This window comes from Gaetbulibacter aquiaggeris, assembly GCF_044003965.1.
Lineage (GTDB): Bacteria > Bacteroidota > Bacteroidia > Flavobacteriales > Flavobacteriaceae > Yeosuana > Yeosuana aquiaggeris.
In genome coordinates this window covers 111,636-131,940 of the sequence record NZ_JBAWKC010000005.1, presented here as the reverse complement: position 1 = coordinate 131,940, position 20,305 = coordinate 111,636, and the positions used below count along the sequence as shown (strand labels likewise).

Below are 20,305 nucleotides of genomic sequence, written 5' to 3'. Positions count from 1 at the left end.
TCTTTCAAAACTATTTATAAAACTGCTAAAAAAAGAAAACCATCAAAACAGAAGTAAATACATTGAGAGTGCATTCGATAGAATCGTTTGGAACTCATGACGGTCCGGGAATTCGTTGGGTAGTTTTTTTACAAGGTTGCAAACTAAAATGTTTGTATTGTCATAATCCGGATTCTATCGAAACTGCAGGAGGAACAGAATATGATATTGAAGAACTTGTTCAGATAGCTCTTAAAATGAAACCTTATTTTGGAAAAAAAGGAGGAGTTACGGTATCTGGAGGAGAACCTTTATTACAGGCCAAAGAATTAATTCCGTTTTTTAAAAGATTAAAGGAAGAAGGTATTCATACCAATATTGATACTAACGGAAGAATTTTAAATAGCTTTTCAAAAGAACTTTTAGATAATTATGCTGATTTGGTTATGTTAGACATTAAACATATGACCGAAGAGGGATATTTAGCTTTAACGGGCGTGGGTTGTAAAGAGACAACATTTAATTTCGCATTACACAGAGAAGCCTCTGGTAAAAATATGTGGTTGCGCTATGTTTTAATTCCTGGTTTAACAAACAAACCAGAGCTTTTACATGCCATGGGTGAATATTTTAAAGATTATCAAACTATTGAGAAAATTGAAATTCAACCATATCATAAACTGGGTATTCACAAATGGGAAGCTTTGGGTTGGGAATATCAATTAAAAGATGCCAGAGAAAATACAACCGAAGAATTAATCGAAGCTGCAGAAATTCTAAAGAATTATTTTAAAAAAGTAAAAATAAATTAAAAATGCTGTTTTGACAGCACAAATAAAATATCATGAATACCCCAAAGGAAGTCGTAGATATAGTTAGCACTTTAGCAGAAGCTAAAGGTCAATATAAAATAAAGAAAACATTAATGCTTGCTTTTTTGGCAGGAGCCTATGTTGCGTTTGGTGGATTATTAGCTATTATAGTTGGAGGCGGTTCTCCAGGAATAGCTGCTGAAAATCCGGGAATAACCAAATTCATATTTGGTGCTACTTTCCCACTTGGTCTCATTTTAGTTGTAGTAGTCGGTGCAGAACTTTTCACGGGTAACAATGCTTATTTTATTCCGAATGTTTTAAATAAAAAACAAAGTATTAGTGTTGTACTTAAAAACTGGGGATTGGTTTATGTGGGAAATTTTATAGGCGCTATTTTTGTAGCGTACGTAGTTACTTATTTAACTCATATTGTTAGTAGTTCGCCTTATACAGATTCAGTTGAGCAATTAGCAATAGGGAAAACAAGTCATACGTTTTTAGTAACCTTTCTTAAAGGTATTGGAGCCAATTGGTTAGTTTGTCTGGCTGTCTGGCAAGGTATGGCGGCAAAAGGTACCATTGGGAAAATTTTAGGTATTTGGTTGCCCGTTATGGCCTTTGTAACTATGGGGTTTGAACACAGTATTGCTAATATGTATTTTATTCCATTAGCTATTTTTGAAGGCGTTGATATAACTTGGACTACCTTTTTAGTAAAAAATCTGATTCCGGCAACCTTAGGGAATATTGTAGGTGGGGCCGTTTTTGTGGGTATGTTTTATGGCTATTTATTTGGTGGCGATAAGTAAATTATTTGGTAAAAATGAAAACAAAAAGCCCGATTTAATAAATTTGAAATCGGGCTTTTTGCTTTATCTTGTATTTATTTTGTTAGCCATTTTTTGGCATTTACAAAAGCTTCTAACCAAGGAGAGACTTCATCTTTTCGTCCTTCAGGATAATAGGCCCAGTTCCATTGAAAAGTGGAACGTTCAATATGAGGCATGGTTACTAAATGACGCCCTGTTTTATCGCACATCATGGCAGTATTAAAATCAGAGCCATTTGGATTTGATGGATACGCGTTATATCCATATTTAGCAACAATATGGTATTGGTCTTCTGTATATGGCAAGTTGAATTTTCCTTCGCCATGACTAATCCAAACTCCTAAAGTAGTTCCCTCAAGTGTTGAAAGCATAACAGAATTGTTTTTTTGTATGGTCACAGAGGTAAATGAACTTTCATGTTTATGAGAATCATTATGAAGCATTTTTCCATGAACTTCATGTTCCGGATTAATTTCTTCTAATTCCATAAATAATTGGCAGCCGTTACAAATCCCTACGGATAAGGTGTCTTCTCTCTTAAAGAAATTCTTTAAAGCAGTATTGGCTTTTTCATTGTATAAAAACGCGCCAGCCCAACCTTTTGCAGAACCTAAAACATCTGAATTTGAAAAACCGCCAACAGCACCTATAAATTGGATATCTTCCAAGGTTTCTCTTCCCGAAATTAAATCGGTCATGTGCACATCTTTGACATCAAAACCAGCCAGATACATAGCATTGGCCATTTCACGCTCACTATTACTTCCCTTTTCACGAATAATAGCAGCTTTTGGTCTTGGATTGTTTGAATTTATCTGTGGTAATTTCCCGGTAAAATGATTTGGGAATTTATATTCTAAAGGCTGATTTTTATAATTATTAAATCTTTCGGTTGCTAAACCGTTAGATGTTTGCTTCTGATCCAATAAATATGAAGTTTTATACCACATATCTCGTAAACGGGAAACGGTCATAGTAAAGACATCCGTTCCGTTAATAATACTTAATACATCACTTTCTGTTACTTTTCCAATATTAAAAAAATCAATATCTACTTCCTTTAATAGTCGTTCAATTGAATTGTCTTTTGACTGAATGACGATGCCGGCATTTTCAGAAAATAACATTTTTAGAGAATCTTTTTCCTCTAGATCAGATAAATCTAATGCTGCTCCTAAATTAGTGTCAGCAAAGCACATTTCAAGCAACGTCGTAATTAAACCTCCAGAGGCTACATCATGTCCAGCCACAATTTGCTGTTGTTTTATGAGCTTCTGTATTGTATTGAAAACGGTCTTAACATAGGTTGCATTTTGCACATTAGGTGTTGCCTCACCTATTTTATTAATAACTTGTGAAAAGGAACTTCCACCAAGTTTAAATTCATCTTGAGATATGTTAATGTAGTATATGTTACCCCCCTTTTTCTTAAAAACAGGCTCAATTACATTGCTAATATCATTACAGTTTCCTGCTGCTGAAATAATAACAGTTCCCGGAGCAATTACTTCATCGTTAGGATATTTTTGCTTCATAGAAAGGGAATCTTTACCTGTTGGAACATTGATTCCTAAGTCTATTGCGAATTCCGATACGCCTTTAACAGCTTTAAATAAACGGGCATCTTCACCTTCATTTTTACAGGGCCACATCCAGTTTGCTGATAATGACACAGATTTTAATTCGTCTTTTAAAGGCGCCCACATAATATTGGTTAAAGCTTCGGTTATGGCATTTCTACTTCCTGCTACCGGATTAATTAATCCTGAAATAGGCGAGTGCCCAATAGAGGTCGCAATTCCTTCTTTTCCTTTATAATCAAGAGCCATGACTCCTACATTGTTTAAAGGTAATTGTAACGGACCTGCACATTGTTGTTTAGCAACTTTACCTCCAACACATCGATCAACTTTATTTGTCAACCAATCTTTACAACCTACTGCTTCGAGTTGTAATAATTGATCTAAATATTCATAGAATTTGTCTTTGTCATAAATAATATCAGAATAATGTCTGGCTATTGTTTTATCTGTCATGATGGTTTTTGGTGAACTGCCAAACATGTCTTCCATATCTAGATCCATTGGTTTGTTACCTTTGGTTTTAGATTCAAAAGTAAAACGGTCATTTCCTGTAACATCTCCAACAGTATACATTGGAGAGCGTTCACGTTCTGCTATGCGTTGTAAGGTGTCGATATGTTTTTCAGAAATAACTAATCCCATGCGTTCTTGAGATTCGTTACCAATAATTTCTTTATCAGATAATGTGGGATCACCTACAGGTAATTTATCCAAATCAATTATACCACCCGTATCTTCAACCAGTTCGCTTAAACAATTGAGATGGCCTCCAGCACCATGATCATGAATAGAAACTATAAAATTGTCTTCACTTTCAACCATCCCTCTTATGGCATTAGCCGCACGTTTTTGCATTTCTGGGTTTGAACGTTGTACGGCATTCAATTCAATTCCTGAGGCAAATTCACCTGTATCAGCAGAAGAAACAGCGGCTCCACCCATACCAATGCGGTAATTTTCACCTCCAAGAATTACAATTTTATCACCAGGTTTTGGTTTGTCTTTTATAGCTTGGTCGGCTTTTCCATAACCAATACCACCAGCCTGCATAATTACTTTATCGAATCCTAATTTTCTGGTGTCTTCCTCATGCTCAAAGGTTAAAATAGAACCACAAATAAGTGGTTGTCCGAACTTGTTTCCAAAATCAGAGGCACCATTAGATGCTTTAATTAAAATGTCCATGGGTGTTTGGTATAGCCATTTTCGTTCTTTCATGGCTTGTTCCCAAGGTCTCTTTTCTTCTAATCTAGAATAAGAAGTCATATAAACGGCGGTTCCTGCTAAGGGTAAAGATCCTTTTCCTCCGGCAAGTCTGTCTCTGATTTCACCACCAGATCCTGTTGCAGCACCATTAAAGGGCTCAACAGTAGTTGGAAAATTATGAGTTTCTGCTTTTAATGAAATAACAGACTCAAAATCTTGAGTTTGATAATAGTCTGGCTTGTCAGCTGTTTTAGGGGCAAATTGCTCTATAACAGGGCCTTTAATAAAAGCTACATTATCTTTATAGGCTGAAACAATATCATTTGGATTTGATTCAGAAGTTTTTTTAATAAGTTTAAACAATGACGTTGGTTTTTCTTCTCCATCAATCACAAAAGTGCCATTGAATATTTTGTGACGACAATGTTCACTGTTCACTTGTGAAAAACCAAACACTTCAGAATCTGTTAATGGTCTTCCAATTTTTTTTGAAACGTCTTCTAAATACGCCACTTCTTCATCACTTAAGGATAGTCCTTCTTGTTTATTGTATGATGCAATATCTTTAATATCAAGAATAGGTTCAGGCGTGATATTTATTGTAAATGAGTTCTGATTTAAGCCTTTGAACTTTTCAGAAATCATAGGATCAAAACCTTTAAAATCTTCAGAAACTGAATTAAACTCCTCAATTCTAATAATGCCTTCTACACCCATATTTTGAGTAATTTCAACAGCATTAGTACTCCAGGGGCTAATCATAGCGGCGCGCGGACCAACAAAAAAAGCATCTATTGATGCTTGTTCTATTTTGGGCTGGTTGCCAAATAACCACTCTAATTTTGAGATAGTTTCAGTTGATAATTCTTTTGTTGTTTGAACAGCAAAGACTTTACTGTTTACGTTTCCAAAGAAATGAATCATTATATGTTTATTTGTGTTGTTTTATAAAGTGCAAATTTAATTTTTTTAGTCTTAAGACCTATTTAAAACTTAAAGTTAATTTAAGAGTTATTCACGATGTTTTAAACATAAAAAAGCAACTCAGAGAATTAATATCTAAATCATTGTTTTATTAATTTTTTTGTAATAGTTCCTTTGTCTGATTCTAATTTGATCAGATAAAGACCTTTTTTTAATTGCGAAACATCAATTTTAGAATTGTTTGAATCAACTTTTAATGACATTATTAGTTTTCCTAATACATCATAAACTCCAACTTTTAATACTTGATTCGCTTTTACATTTAAATAATTTCCTGAAACTGGATTTGGAAAAATTTTATAATCTAAACTTGAGAATTTAGAGTTTGACAAAGTGCTCCATCTATTTTCTGCAGCATTTCCACCCCAGATCAAGGTTGCTAAATAAGGATTATCAATAAAAGGATTTCTATTACCTTGAGCACCACTTATAATAGCGTTTCGTTGATCTTCTATTATGGAAACCTGGTCAATTGCATTCCATTGTAAAAATAAGCTAAGTGTTCCTACATCTGTAAAAGGTTCATTGTACCTTAAATTCACGTACATAATAATTCGAGCCACGTCACCCCGCCAATCATCTCCTGGATACCAAGCACTTCCAGTTGAACTAAAAGAACCAGAACCTGCAGCAAAAGGATCATTCCCTCTACTAGAATTAATACTTATATCGCATGTTCTCAAAATATGTAAATCAGCCTCAGCATTAGAATTGTCTAAAAGTGACCTTGGATAAATATGTTCTGTATTAAATGTTTGGGGATTATATGGATTGCTTACTGACTCGTATTCGTTTTCATTTCTACTATCTCCGCTGTAAACCAAAATAACGTTTGATACATTTGAGGGATCTTCATCAGCATCATACAAGTAGTTATGTCTTTCTGTATATGTTAAAAATGGGCTATGTTTTTCAATGGTTTTAACTGCTAAATAATCAAATAATTCCAAACCATTTTTAGAAAAATCAACGCCATTATAGTAAGATTGTAAATCAACAGGTGGCGATATTTGTGCAAAACAAACTGAAGTAAATAAAAGAAGAAGAAAGTAAAATTGCTTCATTCTGTAATTAGGCATTTCGTTCTAAAAGGGCCATATAAAATCCGTCGAAGCCAGACTTATGGGCTAATACTTTTTTGTCTTGTACAAAAGTAAAATTTTTCCCAGATTCTGAAGCTAAAAATGTATCAACCTGTTTCTGGTTTTCACTAGGTAAAACAGAACATGTGGCATAAACCAATTGTCCGCCAACTTTAACCATTTTAGAATATTGTTGTAAAATTTCCTGTTGCGTTCCTTTTATTTTTTCAATAAAATCAGGTTGCAGTTTCCATTTAGCATCGGGATTTCTTCTTAATACCCCTAAGCCAGAGCAAGGGGCATCAATTAAAACTCTGTCTGCTTTATCATATAATTTTTTAATCACCTTTGTTGAATCAATGCCACGCGTTTCAATATTAAAAGCGCCGTTACGTTTGGCCCGTCGCTTTAATTCATGAAGTTTATTTTCATAAATATCCAAGGCAATTATTTGCCCCTTGTTTTCCATAAGCGAAGCAATATGGAGGGTTTTTCCACCGGCTCCAGCACAAGCATCTACAACGCGCATACCGGGCTGCACATTTAAAAATTCAGCAACCAGTTGAGAAGAGGCATCTTGAACTTCAAACATACCATTTTTAAATTGTTCAGTTTGAAAAACGTTGGCGCGCTCTTTTAATTTTAAGGCATTTGGGTAATCGGGTAAAAAATCGGTTTCAATCTCTTGGTCAAAGAGTTCTTCTTGTAATTTTTCTTTGGTCGTTTTTAAGGTATTCACACGAAGAATAACATCTGCCTGCTCATTTAGTGCCGAAATTTCTTTGGTCCAGACAGCCTTTCCTAATTCCTTTTCACCTAGTTCATCCATCCAATCTGGAATAGATTCTTTATATTTTCTAATTTTTGAGAGTTCATCAAACTTTCCTTTTATTTTGCGGGTTGGTGTATGTTCAAAATACGTCCAATCAGGTAATTTGATACCTTTTAAAGTAGCCCAAACAGCGAACATGCGCCAAAGATTATCTCTGTCAAAAGGTTCTTTAACTTCCGCTATTTCAGCATATAAGCGTTTCCAACGGACAATATCATAAGTGGTTTCTGCTACAAAAGCTCTGTCCCGACTTCCCCAGCGTTTATCTCGTTTTAAAAGTTGTTGAATCACTTTATCTGCGTAGTTTCCTTCATTGAAGATTAAGGTTAATCCGTCAATAACTGAAAAGCATAAATTTCTGTGTAATCGCATGTTTATTTAATAAGAGTGCAAAGTTACATTTAATAGTTAATTAGTTTAATCGTTTGATAGTTATTTTGTTGTACTTCACTATTTTTATTGAAATTTAAATTCTAATGAGACAATTTTGCTTGACATTTTTTATTATCCTTACTTTTTTTTCTTGTGAGAAAAAGGAAGCCTTTATACCACGTGATTTATCTTCTGTTGAAATAGAAACTTTGTATTCTGACACTTTGTTGAGCGTTAGAGCCATTGAAATACTCAATGACAAAAGTTTGGCTTTTGCTGCTAATAATGGCGTTTTTGGACTTTATAATCCAGATAAAGATAGCTGGGTAACTTCAAAACAAGAATTTGATACTTTGAATTTACACTTTAGGGCAGTTGCTCATACTTCCAGTGATTTTTTTATGTTAAGTATAGAAAGTCCGGCTTTATTATATAAAACTGGAGATACTGGAAAAATGCAACTCGTATATAAAGAAGACCATCAAAAATCATTTTATGATGCCATGCGTTTTTGGAATGACCAGGAAGGAATTGCAATAGGTGATCCAACGGAAAATTGTTTAAGCATTATTATTACACGAGATGGAGGTAAAACATGGAAAAAAATATCCTGTAGTGATTTGCCTAAAGCTAATGAAGGAGAAGCTGCTTTTGCTGCCAGTAATAGTAATATTGCCATCATTGGAGAGGAAACATGGATAGCTACCGGAGGAAAATCCAGTAGAGTTTTATACTCGCCAAACAAAGGAAAAACATGGCAGGTTTATAACACCCCAATTATTCAAGGTTTGCCAACAACTGGTCTGTATTCAATTGATTTTTATGATGCATTAAATGGTTTTGCCATTGGTGGGGATTATACCAATCCAGATAACAACAAAGAGAATAAAATAATCACCAATGATGGTGGTAAAACATGGCAAGTAGTGGCTCAAAATGACAATCCAGGTTATAGAAGTTGTGTTCAGTATATACCCAACGGAGAAGGGAAGGAGCTAGTTGCTATTGGTTTTAAAGGCATCGATTTTTCAAATGATGGAGGTTATCATTGGAAACATTTAAGTGATGATGGTTTTTATACTTTACGTTTCTTGAATGATTCAGTGGCATATGCTGCTGGGAGTGGCAGAATTTCTAAATTATTATTTAAGGAATAAAAAAAGGAGAAACTCAAGTTTCTCCTTTTTTTGTTAATCTTTTCGACCTCTATCAGGACGCCTGCTTTTGAATTCTTCAAACATTTTATGTTTAAAGTCATCTTCGGCCTTTTCGAGTAGAATTATCTTTTTAGCTGAAATTATTTTTGTTAAATCATCAATAAAGTTATTCTTTAGAGTGATTCTTTTTGAGTCAAAAGCACGCATTTCTTTTAAAATGCTAATAGCTTCTTCTTCTTTAAGGGTTTCAAAATTAATATTCTTTTTACCTTCGAAAGATTGTTTTCTAAGTTTAAAGTTCTCCTCTTCAAAGGCATTATAAACAGGCCAAAATATTTGAGCTTCTTTTTCTGATAGATCTAATTTCTCGGTAATATAAGCTATTTTTAATGTTTTTATTTTATCTCTATTGGATTGAGCAAAAGATAAAATTGAAAAACTTATAATAAAGACAATGGATGTTATTGTTTTCATTTTAGTTATTGTTTGTAATTAATTCGTCTATGTCTAAATGCTCTAAAACATAATTTTCCAGAGATTCAGAGCTTAAATTATTTTTTACTGAAGTTATTTCAGATAAATCGTCATCACTAAACAAAGAGGCTATGTCACTTGTTTCCAGTCCTTCTTTTAATATGTAATTTTCAATTGACGCCGTTTCTATATGATTAATATCCAAATTCTCGTTTTTGTTAAAAGAAACATTGTAAATAAGAATTAAACTGGCAGCAACTGCAGCAGCATAAGCTATTTTTCTAAAAGAGAATAGATTTATAACTTTTGTTTTATGGTCATTTTTAACAGCATCAAGAATTTTATCATCTAATGATTTAAAATAGTCTTCAGGTAATTTAAAGCCAGAATGAGATACCTTTTCTTTAAGCTGTAATTCGCTTATTAGCCTTTCTTCAAATTCATCAAAGTAACCTTTTGGCACTTTAAAACCATTTTCAATATTATTTAAACTATTTTTTTTCATGTCTTATATTAGACTCTAATTTCTTATAAAGGTTTAATTGTTAGTTAAATAGTCTTGTATTTTTTTTACTGCGATGTGATAGGATGCCTTAAGTGCCCCTTCACTTGTCTCTAGGATATCAGACATCTCTTTGAACTTTAAATCTTCAAAATATTTCATATTAAACACCAACTGTTGCTTTTGTGGTAATGCTGCAATAGCCTTTTGTAACTTTAATTGAATAGCTTCTCCTTCAAAATATACATCAGACGCCAAATTATTTATTGCGATGGTCTGTGTTTCTTCACTTGTGATTTGTAAACGCTTAGCATTTTTATTAATAAATGTAATAGCTTCATTGGTTGCTATTCTATACATCCAAGAGAACAATTTACTTTCACCTTTAAAGTTACCAATATTTTTATAAACCTTAATAAAGGTATTTTGCAACACATCATCGGCATCATCGTGAGATTTCACAATATTACGTATGTGCCAATATAATCGTTCCTTATAAAGAGAGACGAGATCTTGAAAGGCACTATCAATATTGGTATCAGATTTAAGTTTTTCTACTAACTCAGATTCTAGAATCACACTCGTGGTTTAGCTTTTAGACTGATGAAGATACTAAAAGTTTAAAATAGTTTTAAATATTACTTTTATACGGATTTTATTCAAAATTATAAGTAATTGAAAATCAATAGTATTAACAAAATAAACCCGATTAAGTGTATTCAAAAGACGATAAAATACATATTTTTCTTGTGTAATTTAATTATATATATTACTTTTATCCTAATAAAATCTACTTATGTTGCTAGCCTGCCCCAAGTCTAGCGATAACAAAAAAAGGATAGAAGCCCAAATCTCTATCCTTTTTTACATTTATATATGTTATGTTTATTTATGAGAAGCTTTGCATATCCACGAGCCTTTTATAAATACCTTTTTTAATTATAAGCTCATCATGGGTTCCTTTTTCAACTATTTTACCTTTTTGAAGGACCACAATTTCATCAGCATTTTGAATGGTAGACAGCCTGTGAGCAATCACAATGGACGTTCTGTTTTTCATCATATTTTCTAAAGCAATTTGAACCAAGCGTTCACTTTCAGTATCTAATGCTGAAGTTGCTTCATCTAAAATCATAATTGGAGGACTTTTCAATACAGCTCTCGCTATACTGATTCTTTGTTTTTGACCACCAGAGAGTTTGTTGCCTGAATCACCAATGTTCGTATCAATTCCTAAAGGTAAATCTTTAACAAATTCCCAGGCATTGGCTACTTTTAAAGCATCAATTATTTCTTCATCAGAAGCATTGTCTTTTCCAAGTTTAAGGTTGTTTTTAATACTTTCATTAAAAAGAATAGCATCTTGAGTTACGATCCCTAATTGTTTTCTTAATGATTTGGTTGTTAAATCTCTTATGTCAAGGCCATCGATTAAAATTTGACCTTCATTGACATCATAAAATCTGGTTATTAAATTGGCGATGGTAGATTTGCCACTTCCAGACTGACCTACTAATGCGACCGTTTTTCCTTTAGGAATGGTTAATGAAAAATCTTTTAGAACGTACTCTTCTGCATATTTAAAAGAAATATTATCAAATACTATTTTAGAATTAAATCCGTCTTTTTCAATAGCGTTTACTCTGTCTAGTAAGGGGTTTTCTGTATCAATAATTTCTTGTATTCTTTCTGCCGCTGCACTGCCTTGCTTAATATTATATAGACCTCTTGATATAGCTTTTGCAGGTGTTAATATGTTATAAGCCAATCCCATATACACAAGAAATTTACTGCCATCTAATGCAGAAGGACCACCACTACTATTAAGAACCAAATTCCCTCCATACCACAAAAGAATTGCTATGACACAAATTCCTAAAAATTCACTGGCGGGTGATGCCAAATTTTGTCTATTTAAAAGCTTATTTGCAAAATGATAAAATCGTGTAGTGGATTCCTGGAATTTTTCATAGAATTTATCTTCGCCACTAAACCCTTTAATAATTCGTAAACCGGTTAAGGTTTCTTCTAAATTTGATAAAATAACACCTTGTTCCTTTTGAACGCGATCTGATTTCCTTTTAAGACTTTTTCCTATTCTAGAAATAATAATACCTGTAACTGGAATAAAAATAAATACAAAGAAAGTCAGTTTGGCACTTAAATAAAACATGACAACTATAGTAAATATAATTGTTAATGGTTCTCTTACAACAAGTTCTAAAACAGGTAAGAACGAATATTCAAGCATAGATACATCATTGGTAACTCTAGCCATAATATCGCCTTTTCTTGTTTCAGAAAAATAGGAGAGAGGTAACTCCATGGTTTTTTTGTAAACAGCATTTCTTAAATCACGTATGACGCCATTGCGTAAAAAAACAAGAAAATAATTAGCTAAATAGCCAAATATGTTTTTTAATAAAAACATTAAAATAATCAAGCAAACCACAAAAATAAGGGCTTTTGAATTATCACCACCAGTGAATTGATTCATTTGGTAGGATAAATAATCTTCTAGAAAGCTGACTAGTTTTGATATTCCAGCATATTCTGGCTTCGCCAAGACTGGCGCTTTGGTTTGTTTAAAAATAACATCAAGCATGGGTTTTAAAGCCACAAATGATAAAGTGCCAAAAAGGGCAAATAACATGTTGCTTATAATATGACCAACTGCAAATCTTTTATAAGGTTTTGCATACCTTAAAATATTGAAAAAATGATTCATTAATTAAGTTTCATGTCCTTTACAATCGCGTCAATTTTAGCTTCTATATGCTTAGTTGTTTTTTGAAATTCGGAGGCACTATTTAATTTGGTGTTAGCACTGATATAAAATTTTATTTTAGGCTCGGTTCCACTAGGTCTTAATGCTACTTGACTACCATCTTCAGTGTAATAAATTAATACATTAGATTTTGGTATATCAATAGAATCCACTTTTCCTGAAATTATATTTTTACTAATTGATAGCTGGTAATCCTCTATTTTAACCACCTTAGAACCATTAATTTGAGTTAATGGATTATTTCGGGCATCAATCATCATTTGTTGAATTTCCTGAGCACCTTCAATTCCTTTTTTAGTCATTGATATCAATCGTTCTTTATAATAGCCATGCTCAACATATAATTCAATAAGCTCTTTATATAATGAACTGCCTTTTGCTTTGGCCTGAGCAGCAACTTCGCAAGCTAATAAAGTAGAAGTAACGGCATCTTTATCACGAACAAAATCTCCAACCATAAAGCCGAAACTTTCTTCACCACCACCAATAAAATTTAGGTTTTTAAAATCATGTATTAATTTGGCAATCCATTTAAAACCAGTAAGAACAATTTTGCATTCCACATTATAGGCATTTGCCAAGACGCTCATCATAGGTGTTGAAACAATTGTTGATGCTATAAATTCCTTTCCTTTTATTTTGCCTTCTTTTTTCCATTGTTTTAACAAGAAATCAGTCATCATTAACATGGTTTGATTTCCATTTAAAAGCTCTAAGTCACCTTCAAGATTTCTAACGGCCACTCCAAGTCTGTCGCAATCAGGATCTGTACCAATTACAATGTCTGCATTCACTTTATTTGCTAGTTCTAAAGCCATTTTTAAAGCGGCTGGTTCTTCAGGATTTGGTGAAGCTACTGTTGGAAAATCGCCATTAGGTACTTCCTGTTCTTTAACAATATGAACATTCTTATAACCAGCTTTTTTTAATGTTTCTGGCACCAAGGTAATAGACGTACCATGCAGTGATGTAAAGACAATGGTTAAATTGTCTTTTGCCTTTACAGGTGTATCAAAACTTCCGTTTTTTACTGAGGCATCAATAAAAACCCTATCAACATCTTTTCCTATAAAGTGAATTAAATCATTATTGGCGTTGAACTTTATATTTGAATATGGTGTAGAATTTATTTTATTAACAATAGCATCATCCTGAGGAGGTACTAATTGTCCGCCATCTTGCCAATATACTTTATAACCATTATATTCTGGAGGGTTGTGTGATGCAGTAAGTACAATACCACAGTGACACTTTAAGTGTTTCAAGGCGAATGATAATTCCGGAGTTGGGCGTAAATCTTCAAACAAAAAGACTTCAATACCGTTGGCAGAAAACACATCTGCCACCACTTTAGCTAGGGTTTTACTGTTATGTCTGCAGTCATAAGCAATAGCAACCTTTGGTGTTTCATTTGGAAAATAAGCGCGCATATAATCGCTTAAGCCTTGTGTACTTCTACCAAGGGTATACTTATTTATTCTATTGGTACCAACACCCATGACACCGCGCATACCACCAGTTCCAAATTCTAAATCCTTATAAAAACTTTCTTGAATTTCCTGAGGGTTAAAAGCGATGCTGTTTTTTATAAAATCTTGTGTTTCAGCATCAAAAGCAGGTGTTAACCAAGTATTGATTCTTTTTAAAATGTGTGGTTCTATTTTAATCATTTCTTGCTAAGTTTTAAACAAAAATAAACAATTTGAAAAAAGGTTAAATTTAAATGTCGTTTAATTTGGCTTCAATTTAATTCAAATTCAATAAATCTTTAACCATATATCTTTTTCTTTCTGGTTTAGTTCGAAGAATGATTTCTCCTAAAAAACCAGCTACAAAAAATTGAGTTCCTATAATCATGGTTGAAAGCGCGATATAAAATTGTGGGCGTTCAGTTATTAATCTTCCTTGAGGTGTTAAAAAAAGTTTATCAATACCCAAATATAACGCGAAACCAAAACCGATCATAAACATAATTACTCCTAATGAGCCAAATAAATGCATGGGCCTTTTTCCAAAACGGGACAAAAACCAAATAGTAATTAAGTCTAAAAAACCATTAATAAACCGATCCATCCCAAATTTTGTTTCACCATACTTTCTGGCTTGATGCTGAACAATTTTTTCGCCAATTTTTGTGAATCCGGCATTTTTTGATAGTACTGGAATATAACGGTGCATTTCACCATTAACGTCAATATTTTTAACTACTTCAAGTCTAAAAGCTTTTAAACCACAATTAAAATCATGAAGTTTAACTCCTGAGGTTTTTCTTGCGGCCCAATTAAATAATTTTGAAGGTAAATTTTTGGAAAGAATAGAATCATAACGTTTCTTTTTCCAACCGGAAACCAAATCATATCCGTCGTTCACAATCATGTTATAAAGCCCTGGAATTTCATCTGGATTATCTTGTAAATCGGCATCCATAGTAATTACTACATCGCCTTTGGCTAATTCAAATCCAGCGTGTAAAGCCTGAGATTTTCCAAAATTTTTCAAAAAGCGAATACCTTTAACCTGCTTGTCTTTTGAAGATAATTCGTTAATAGTTTTCCATGAATCATCTGTGCTGCCATCATCAATGAAGATGATTTCATATGAAAAACGATTGGATTGCATAACTCTTGCAATCCAATCATATAATTCTTTTAAAGATTCTTGTTCGTTAAGTAGTGGTATGACTACAGATATGTCCATGTATTATTCTTCTCTTTTCATTATTAAACCACCAATAAGTGAATAAATTAATCCAAAAATAGCACTCATAGCAATCATAAAGGCTCCAGAAATAGCAGGATTTGAAAACATCTCAACAAATTTCATGCTTTGATCAACTATTTCTTCAGTCATTTGTGGGTTTTCTAACATTTTATCTCTAGCTACTTCCATCATCTGAGACATAAACTCAGGATCAATTAAATAATTGAATATAATGCTATAAATAGTAATGACAATGGCACTAAAAACACCAATAAGAACACCTATTTTTAAGGCTTGACTTAAAGATAAAATATTCAAATTTTGTTTTTTAAACTGACTTATCGCATATAAAATAATTACAGGAAATGCAGCATAATAAATCCAGTTTGGCCATTGAGCGCCTTCTAAAGCCAGCCCTGTGACGTAAGTAATAACTGAAATCAAAATCATTATTAGTCCTAATATGATTCCGTAATTCATTGCAAATTTCCCTAATGTAAGTTTTTTTGGTTCCATTTTTTTTGATTTAAATTAGTTGCTTAGTTGGTAAACAAAGATAAGAAAACGTTACATAAAGGCATAAAATAAAAAATATTAAAAAATATTGTTCATTTGAAAAAATAGCTTAAATTTGCACTTCCAAAATTGAAAAGATTAAAAAGCGTAAAGCGATGAAAAAAGGTATACATCCAGAGAATTATAGATTAGTAGCATTTAAGGACATGTCAAATGAAGATGTGTTTTTAACAAAATCTACTGCAGTTACAAGTGAAACTTTAGAAGTTGATGGTGTTGAATATCCTGTTGTTAAAATGGAGATTTCAAGAACTTCTCACCCGTATTATACAGGTAAATCTAAATTGGTAGATACTGCTGGTCGTATTGATAAGTTTAAAAACAAATACGCGAAGTTTAGTAAATAAGCTTCATTTTAAATATATTTTAAAGCCTTTCAATATTTGAAAGGCTTTTTTATTTTCTACAATTACCTTACATTTGAATATATCATAAATGGCTTTAAAATACGGAGGGTATTTTAACCTTTAAACTTCAAATTTGGCATGAACTATATTCTTTTTGATGGTCCTTTTCGCAACAATTTATTGCCATTTACCTATATCAGGCCTGTTGCTGATATTAGAGTAGGAATTTTAACTATTCGCGAAAAATGGGAAGCTTATTTAGATTCTACAACCACAACCGTGACTGAGGATTATTTATCAGAAAAATATCCAATGGTGGAAATGGAAGAGAATATTATGATTAATGCGTCCTATCTCCCAAATTTTGAACTGGTTGAGATGATAAAAAATCTGGAGAAAAACCAGGCTATTTTTAAGGATGAAGATATTATTGCTTTTTATACTAATGAAGCGCAAGAGGATATCGATTTTTCTACTTTTGAAGCCTTAGAATTTAATGACGATATATTGCGTATTGTAAATACATGGGATATTTTCTCCAAAAATGGAGAAGCTATTCAAGAAGATTTTAATTTTATTACTCAAAACAGAAAGTCGAAACCCATTCCATCAAGCAATAATGTGATTGCCCCGGAAAATATCTTTATTGAAGAAGGTGCTACTCTTGAATTCACAAGCTTAAATGCATCAAATGGCCCAATTTATATAGGAAAAAATACGGAGATCATGGAAGGCTCTTTAATTCGTGGACCATTAGCTTTGTGTGAAGGTGCCGCAATAAAATTAGGAGCAAAAATTTACGGACCAACTACTATTGGTCCTTATAGTAAAGTAGGAGGAGAAGTAAATAATTCAGTTTTGTTTGCCTTTTCAAACAAAGGGCATGACGGATTTTTAGGAAATTCTGTAATTGGAGAATGGTGCAATCTTGGCGCTGATACCAACAACTCAAATCTAAAAAACAATTACGCTGAGGTGCGGTTATGGGATTATCAAACAGAGAGTTTTGCTAGAACAGGACTGCAATTTTGTGGTCTCATGATGGGTGATCATAGTAAGTGTGGTATTAATACCATGTTTAATACAGGAACTGTTGTGGGTGTTAGTTCTAATATTTTTGGAAGTGGATTTCCAAGAAATTTTGTGCCTAGTTTTTCCTGGGGTGGTCATGGCGGCTTTACAACTTATTTAACTTCAAAAGCCTTTGAAGTAGCTAAAGTGGTTATGGCCAGACGGCAGATAGAATTTAGTGAACAGGATGCGGCCATTTTATTACACGTATTTGAGGAAACTAAGAAGTTTAGGAGAGAATAAATTACTTTTAGTAACTTTATTTAAATTCATTTAGAGTTTTATGAAAGGATTTTTGTGCTTCTTATGTTGTTTTTTGAGTCTTTTTATATTCTCACAATCCGAACAATTTACTATTCATAATATTGCTATGAACGATGATAAACCTCACTTTGGTTTATCCATTACACCAGATCATAATATTTTAATTGCCTCTTATTTGTTAAATAAAAATGGAAAGATAAAAGCCTATTTAGGAAATGGGATTTTAACTATTTATGAAGGAATGAAATCTGAAAATGGAAATATTGAAAATATTGAACCATTATTTATTGATTCAAAAGAAGATATTTCTCATATTACAAGTGCCTGTATTTCAAATGATGCAAAAACATTATATGTTACAACCAACTATATCAACCGAAACAACAGGCCGAAAGGAGATTTTAAAGAAACCAATTTCCATATTGAAACGGCAGAATATATAAGTGGTGTTGGTTGGAGCAATTTCAAAGTTTTGCCATTTTGTAAACCGCGCTATTCTTACGCACACCCCTCAATAAGTAAGGATGGAAAGACTCTTTATTTTACTGCTAATTTTAGAGGTGGGAAAGAAACCACTAAAGGACCATCAGATATTTTTAAAGTGGATATTATCCGTAATAACACTTATAGTGAACCCAAAAATTTAGGGTCTCAAGTAAATTCATATAGTGGTGAAATGTTTCCTTTTATTAGTGATGACAATACTTTGTATTTTGCATCAAATAGGCCGAATGGAACCGGCGGCTATGATATTTATAAAAGTGTTATGAATAAACAGGGGCTGTTTGATAAAGCTCAATTGTTGCCTGAACCTGTTAACAGTAAAGAAGATGATCTTTGTTTTGTAATTGAACCAAATAAAAATTCGGGTTATTTTTCTTCTAAACGAGCTGAAGGAAAAGGAGAGGATGATATTTATTATTTTACTATTAATTAATTCTTTTTAACTCGTTTTAACTCCAATAAATTGATGGGATTGATTCCTAATCCACTGACATTTTTTCTTGTAAACCTAACAACTTCATCATAATATAGCGGCACCATCAGCGCCTTTTGCATAGCTAAAGAATCCATTGTAGTATAGAGGTGTTTCCTTTTTTCAATATCGGTTATTTTAAATGCTTTGCTATATAAACTATCAAACTGAGTGTTTTTATAATGAAAATAGTTGGAGCCATTAGGGGCAAAATTTTTACTATAAAATATCGATAAATAATTTTCTGCATCCAGATAATCAGCAATCCATGAACTTCTAAACATATCAACTTTTCCGTTAGATCTAGCGCTTCTTAAAGAAGCTTCGGGCATAACATCTACATTAATAGTTAGCCCTGTTTTATTAAGCTCTCGTTGTATAAATTCGCAAAAACTCAAATAATTACTAGTCGTTACTAATGTGATTTCAGGATTAGTAATTCCAGTTTCTATTTTAAATTGCTCTATCAACTGTTTAGCTTTTTCAGGTTGATAAGAATAACCAATAGATTTATTATAACCGGCAAGTCCAATTGGAATAAAACCACCATTGGCAGGATTGCCTATACCGTTGCGTAAATAGATAATCATTTTTTTTCTATCAAACCCATAATTGATAGCTTTTCTAATCAATTCTGATTGTATTTCTGGTGTTTCAGAATCTAAATAAAACCCTAAATATTCAGTGTTTAAATAAGGTCCACGAATCATGTTAACAGATTCAGAATAGGTATCACGAAGTTCTCCAACAGCAGTTAGAAGTTCATCTTTATAAGAAGCATCTAATCCGGAAATAAAATCTATGTTTCCCTGTGCAAATTGCAAAAATTCGCTTTGTTTGTCTGGCAGAAATGTTATTGCTACAGATTCTAAATATGGCAATGATTTACCTCTATTATCTTTTTCGAAATAAAGATTATTTCTTCTTAGAATAAGTTTAATATTTTCTTCCCAACGTTTAAATTTAAAAGGACCAGTTCCAATAGGATGCGATCTAAATTCAGACCCATAAAACTCAACGATTTCTTGAGGAACCACAGAGCAATATTTCATAGACAGTAAGCCAATAAAGGCGGGAAACGGTTCTTTTAATTCAATTTCAAAAATAGTGTCATTTATAGCTTTAAAATCTCGTACTTTATTTAAAACCCAACTTCCAGGAGAGGCGACTGTTTCATCTCTTAAACGGTTTAAGCTGTATTCAAAATCTTTTGCAACCACTATTCTAGTAGAATCTTCACCAAACAAATAGTGGTTATGGAAATAAACATCATCACGCAACACAAAGGCGTAGGTAATTGCGTCATTTGAAACAGTCCAACTTTTGGCAATACAAGGTATAATATTTAAGGCGCTGTCCATTTGGACTAAGCCATTAAATAATTGATTATTGACCGAATTGTCTTGTAAAGTTCTAGAAAACGCGGGGTCTAAAGTATTTATATTGGCATATTCATTATATCTAAATACAAGATGATCAATTGATTTTTGTGAATTCTTTTTACAAGAAAAGCAGAATATAATTATAACAGAATAAAAGAAATATTTTATCAATTCTATGCTATGAATTTGGCGCTTACTCAAGAGGATGTTTTTAAATTACCTCAAAAATAAAGTTTTAAAATCTATAGAAAGAAAAATTTTTCACTTTAAAATTATGATGTGAAGTTTTTTCAAAAGTTATGTCAAAAATGAAAGTAAGATTTTTTGCTGCAGATGGCAATATATTTTATTAAATTTAGTTACCGAGTATTTCAAAAAGAAACCC

At 32.6% G+C, this 20,305-nt stretch carries 17 protein-coding genes; 6 read left to right on the top strand and 11 right to left on the bottom strand.

Annotated features, from left to right (window positions below; all coding sequences use genetic code 11):
- The first annotated feature begins 68 nt into the window (after positions 1-68).
- Positions 69-791, top strand: coding sequence for a pyruvate formate-lyase-activating protein (pflA, locus tag V8G56_RS14015; RefSeq protein ID WP_395439087.1), 723 nt, complete (start codon positions 69-71; stop codon positions 789-791).
- 32 nt (positions 792-823) lie between these two features.
- The gene (locus V8G56_RS14010; RefSeq protein ID WP_395439086.1) at positions 824-1,603 is read left to right on the top strand and encodes a formate/nitrite transporter family protein; all 780 of its coding nucleotides are present in this window, start codon (positions 824-826) and stop codon (positions 1,601-1,603) included.
- 74 nt (positions 1,604-1,677) lie between these two features.
- Here V8G56_RS14010 and purL read toward each other — a convergent pair whose 3' ends face one another.
- The 3 genes from purL to V8G56_RS13995 form a co-directional block, all read right to left on the bottom strand.
- Positions 1,678-5,337: a phosphoribosylformylglycinamidine synthase gene (gene purL, locus V8G56_RS14005; RefSeq protein WP_395439085.1), complete on the bottom strand. Its 3,660-nt coding sequence runs from the start codon at positions 5,335-5,337 to the stop codon at positions 1,678-1,680.
- A gap of 140 nt (positions 5,338-5,477) precedes the next feature.
- On the bottom strand, positions 5,478-6,461 hold the full coding sequence (locus tag V8G56_RS14000; RefSeq protein ID WP_395439084.1) for an endonuclease: 984 nt from the start codon (positions 6,459-6,461) through the stop codon (positions 5,478-5,480).
- A gap of 7 nt (positions 6,462-6,468) precedes the next feature.
- Entirely contained in the window at positions 6,469-7,683 is a 1,215-nt protein-coding gene (locus tag V8G56_RS13995; RefSeq protein ID WP_395439083.1) for an RsmB/NOP family class I SAM-dependent RNA methyltransferase, read from the bottom strand.
- Between the two features lie 104 nt (positions 7,684-7,787).
- Here V8G56_RS13995 and V8G56_RS13990 point away from each other — a divergent pair, with 104 nt between their 5' ends.
- The gene (locus V8G56_RS13990) at positions 7,788-8,840 is read left to right on the top strand and encodes a WD40/YVTN/BNR-like repeat-containing protein (RefSeq protein WP_395439082.1); all 1,053 of its coding nucleotides are present in this window, start codon (positions 7,788-7,790) and stop codon (positions 8,838-8,840) included.
- A 33-nt stretch (positions 8,841-8,873) separates the two neighbouring features.
- Here the strand turns inward: V8G56_RS13990 and V8G56_RS13985 are convergent, their stop codons facing one another.
- From V8G56_RS13985 to V8G56_RS13955, 7 genes are all read right to left on the bottom strand, one after another.
- Positions 8,874-9,314, bottom strand: coding sequence for a sensor of ECF-type sigma factor (locus tag V8G56_RS13985; protein WP_395439081.1), 441 nt, complete (start codon positions 9,312-9,314; stop codon positions 8,874-8,876).
- A gap of 1 nt (position 9,315) precedes the next feature.
- Positions 9,316-9,819, bottom strand: a complete 504-nt coding sequence (locus V8G56_RS13980; RefSeq protein WP_395439080.1) for a hypothetical protein — start codon at positions 9,817-9,819, stop codon at positions 9,316-9,318.
- 33 nt (positions 9,820-9,852) lie between these two features.
- Entirely contained in the window at positions 9,853-10,395 is a 543-nt protein-coding gene (locus V8G56_RS13975; protein ID WP_395439079.1) for an RNA polymerase sigma factor, read from the bottom strand.
- A 310-nt stretch (positions 10,396-10,705) separates the two neighbouring features.
- Positions 10,706-12,544 carry an ABC transporter ATP-binding protein gene (locus tag V8G56_RS13970; RefSeq protein WP_395439078.1) on the bottom strand — a complete coding sequence of 613 codons (1,839 nt, stop codon included), beginning with the start codon at positions 12,542-12,544 and terminating at the stop codon, positions 10,706-10,708.
- Entirely contained in the window at positions 12,544-14,274 is a 1,731-nt protein-coding gene (locus V8G56_RS13965; RefSeq protein ID WP_395439077.1) for a phospho-sugar mutase, read from the bottom strand. Before V8G56_RS13965 ends, V8G56_RS13970 begins: the two co-directional genes overlap by 1 nt.
- A 76-nt stretch (positions 14,275-14,350) precedes the next feature.
- Positions 14,351-15,301 carry a glycosyltransferase family 2 protein gene (locus tag V8G56_RS13960; RefSeq protein ID WP_395439076.1) on the bottom strand — a complete coding sequence of 317 codons (951 nt, stop codon included), beginning with the start codon at positions 15,299-15,301 and terminating at the stop codon, positions 14,351-14,353.
- A gap of 3 nt (positions 15,302-15,304) precedes the next feature.
- Complete coding sequence (locus V8G56_RS13955; RefSeq protein ID WP_395439075.1) at positions 15,305-15,820, bottom strand: DUF4199 domain-containing protein; 516 nt, start codon at positions 15,818-15,820, stop codon at positions 15,305-15,307.
- Positions 15,821-15,975: 155 nt separating this feature from the next.
- On the opposite strand from V8G56_RS13955, the gene V8G56_RS13950 reads away from it, so the two are divergent.
- From V8G56_RS13950 to V8G56_RS13940, 3 genes are all read left to right on the top strand, one after another.
- Entirely contained in the window at positions 15,976-16,227 is a 252-nt protein-coding gene (locus V8G56_RS13950) for a type B 50S ribosomal protein L31 (RefSeq protein WP_395439074.1), read from the top strand.
- A gap of 138 nt (positions 16,228-16,365) precedes the next feature.
- Positions 16,366-17,541 carry a GlmU family protein gene (locus V8G56_RS13945; RefSeq protein ID WP_395439073.1) on the top strand — a complete coding sequence of 392 codons (1,176 nt, stop codon included), beginning with the start codon at positions 16,366-16,368 and terminating at the stop codon, positions 17,539-17,541.
- Between the two features lie 127 nt (positions 17,542-17,668).
- Complete coding sequence (locus tag V8G56_RS13940; RefSeq protein WP_395439072.1) at positions 17,669-18,499, top strand: TolB family protein; 831 nt, start codon at positions 17,669-17,671, stop codon at positions 18,497-18,499.
- On the opposite strand, the gene V8G56_RS13935 is transcribed toward V8G56_RS13940, so the two are convergent.
- Entirely contained in the window at positions 18,496-20,121 is a 1,626-nt protein-coding gene (locus V8G56_RS13935; RefSeq protein WP_395439071.1) for an ABC transporter substrate-binding protein, read from the bottom strand. The two genes, V8G56_RS13940 and V8G56_RS13935, sit on opposite strands and share 4 nt — an antisense overlap.
- Positions 20,122-20,305 lie beyond the last annotated feature (184 nt).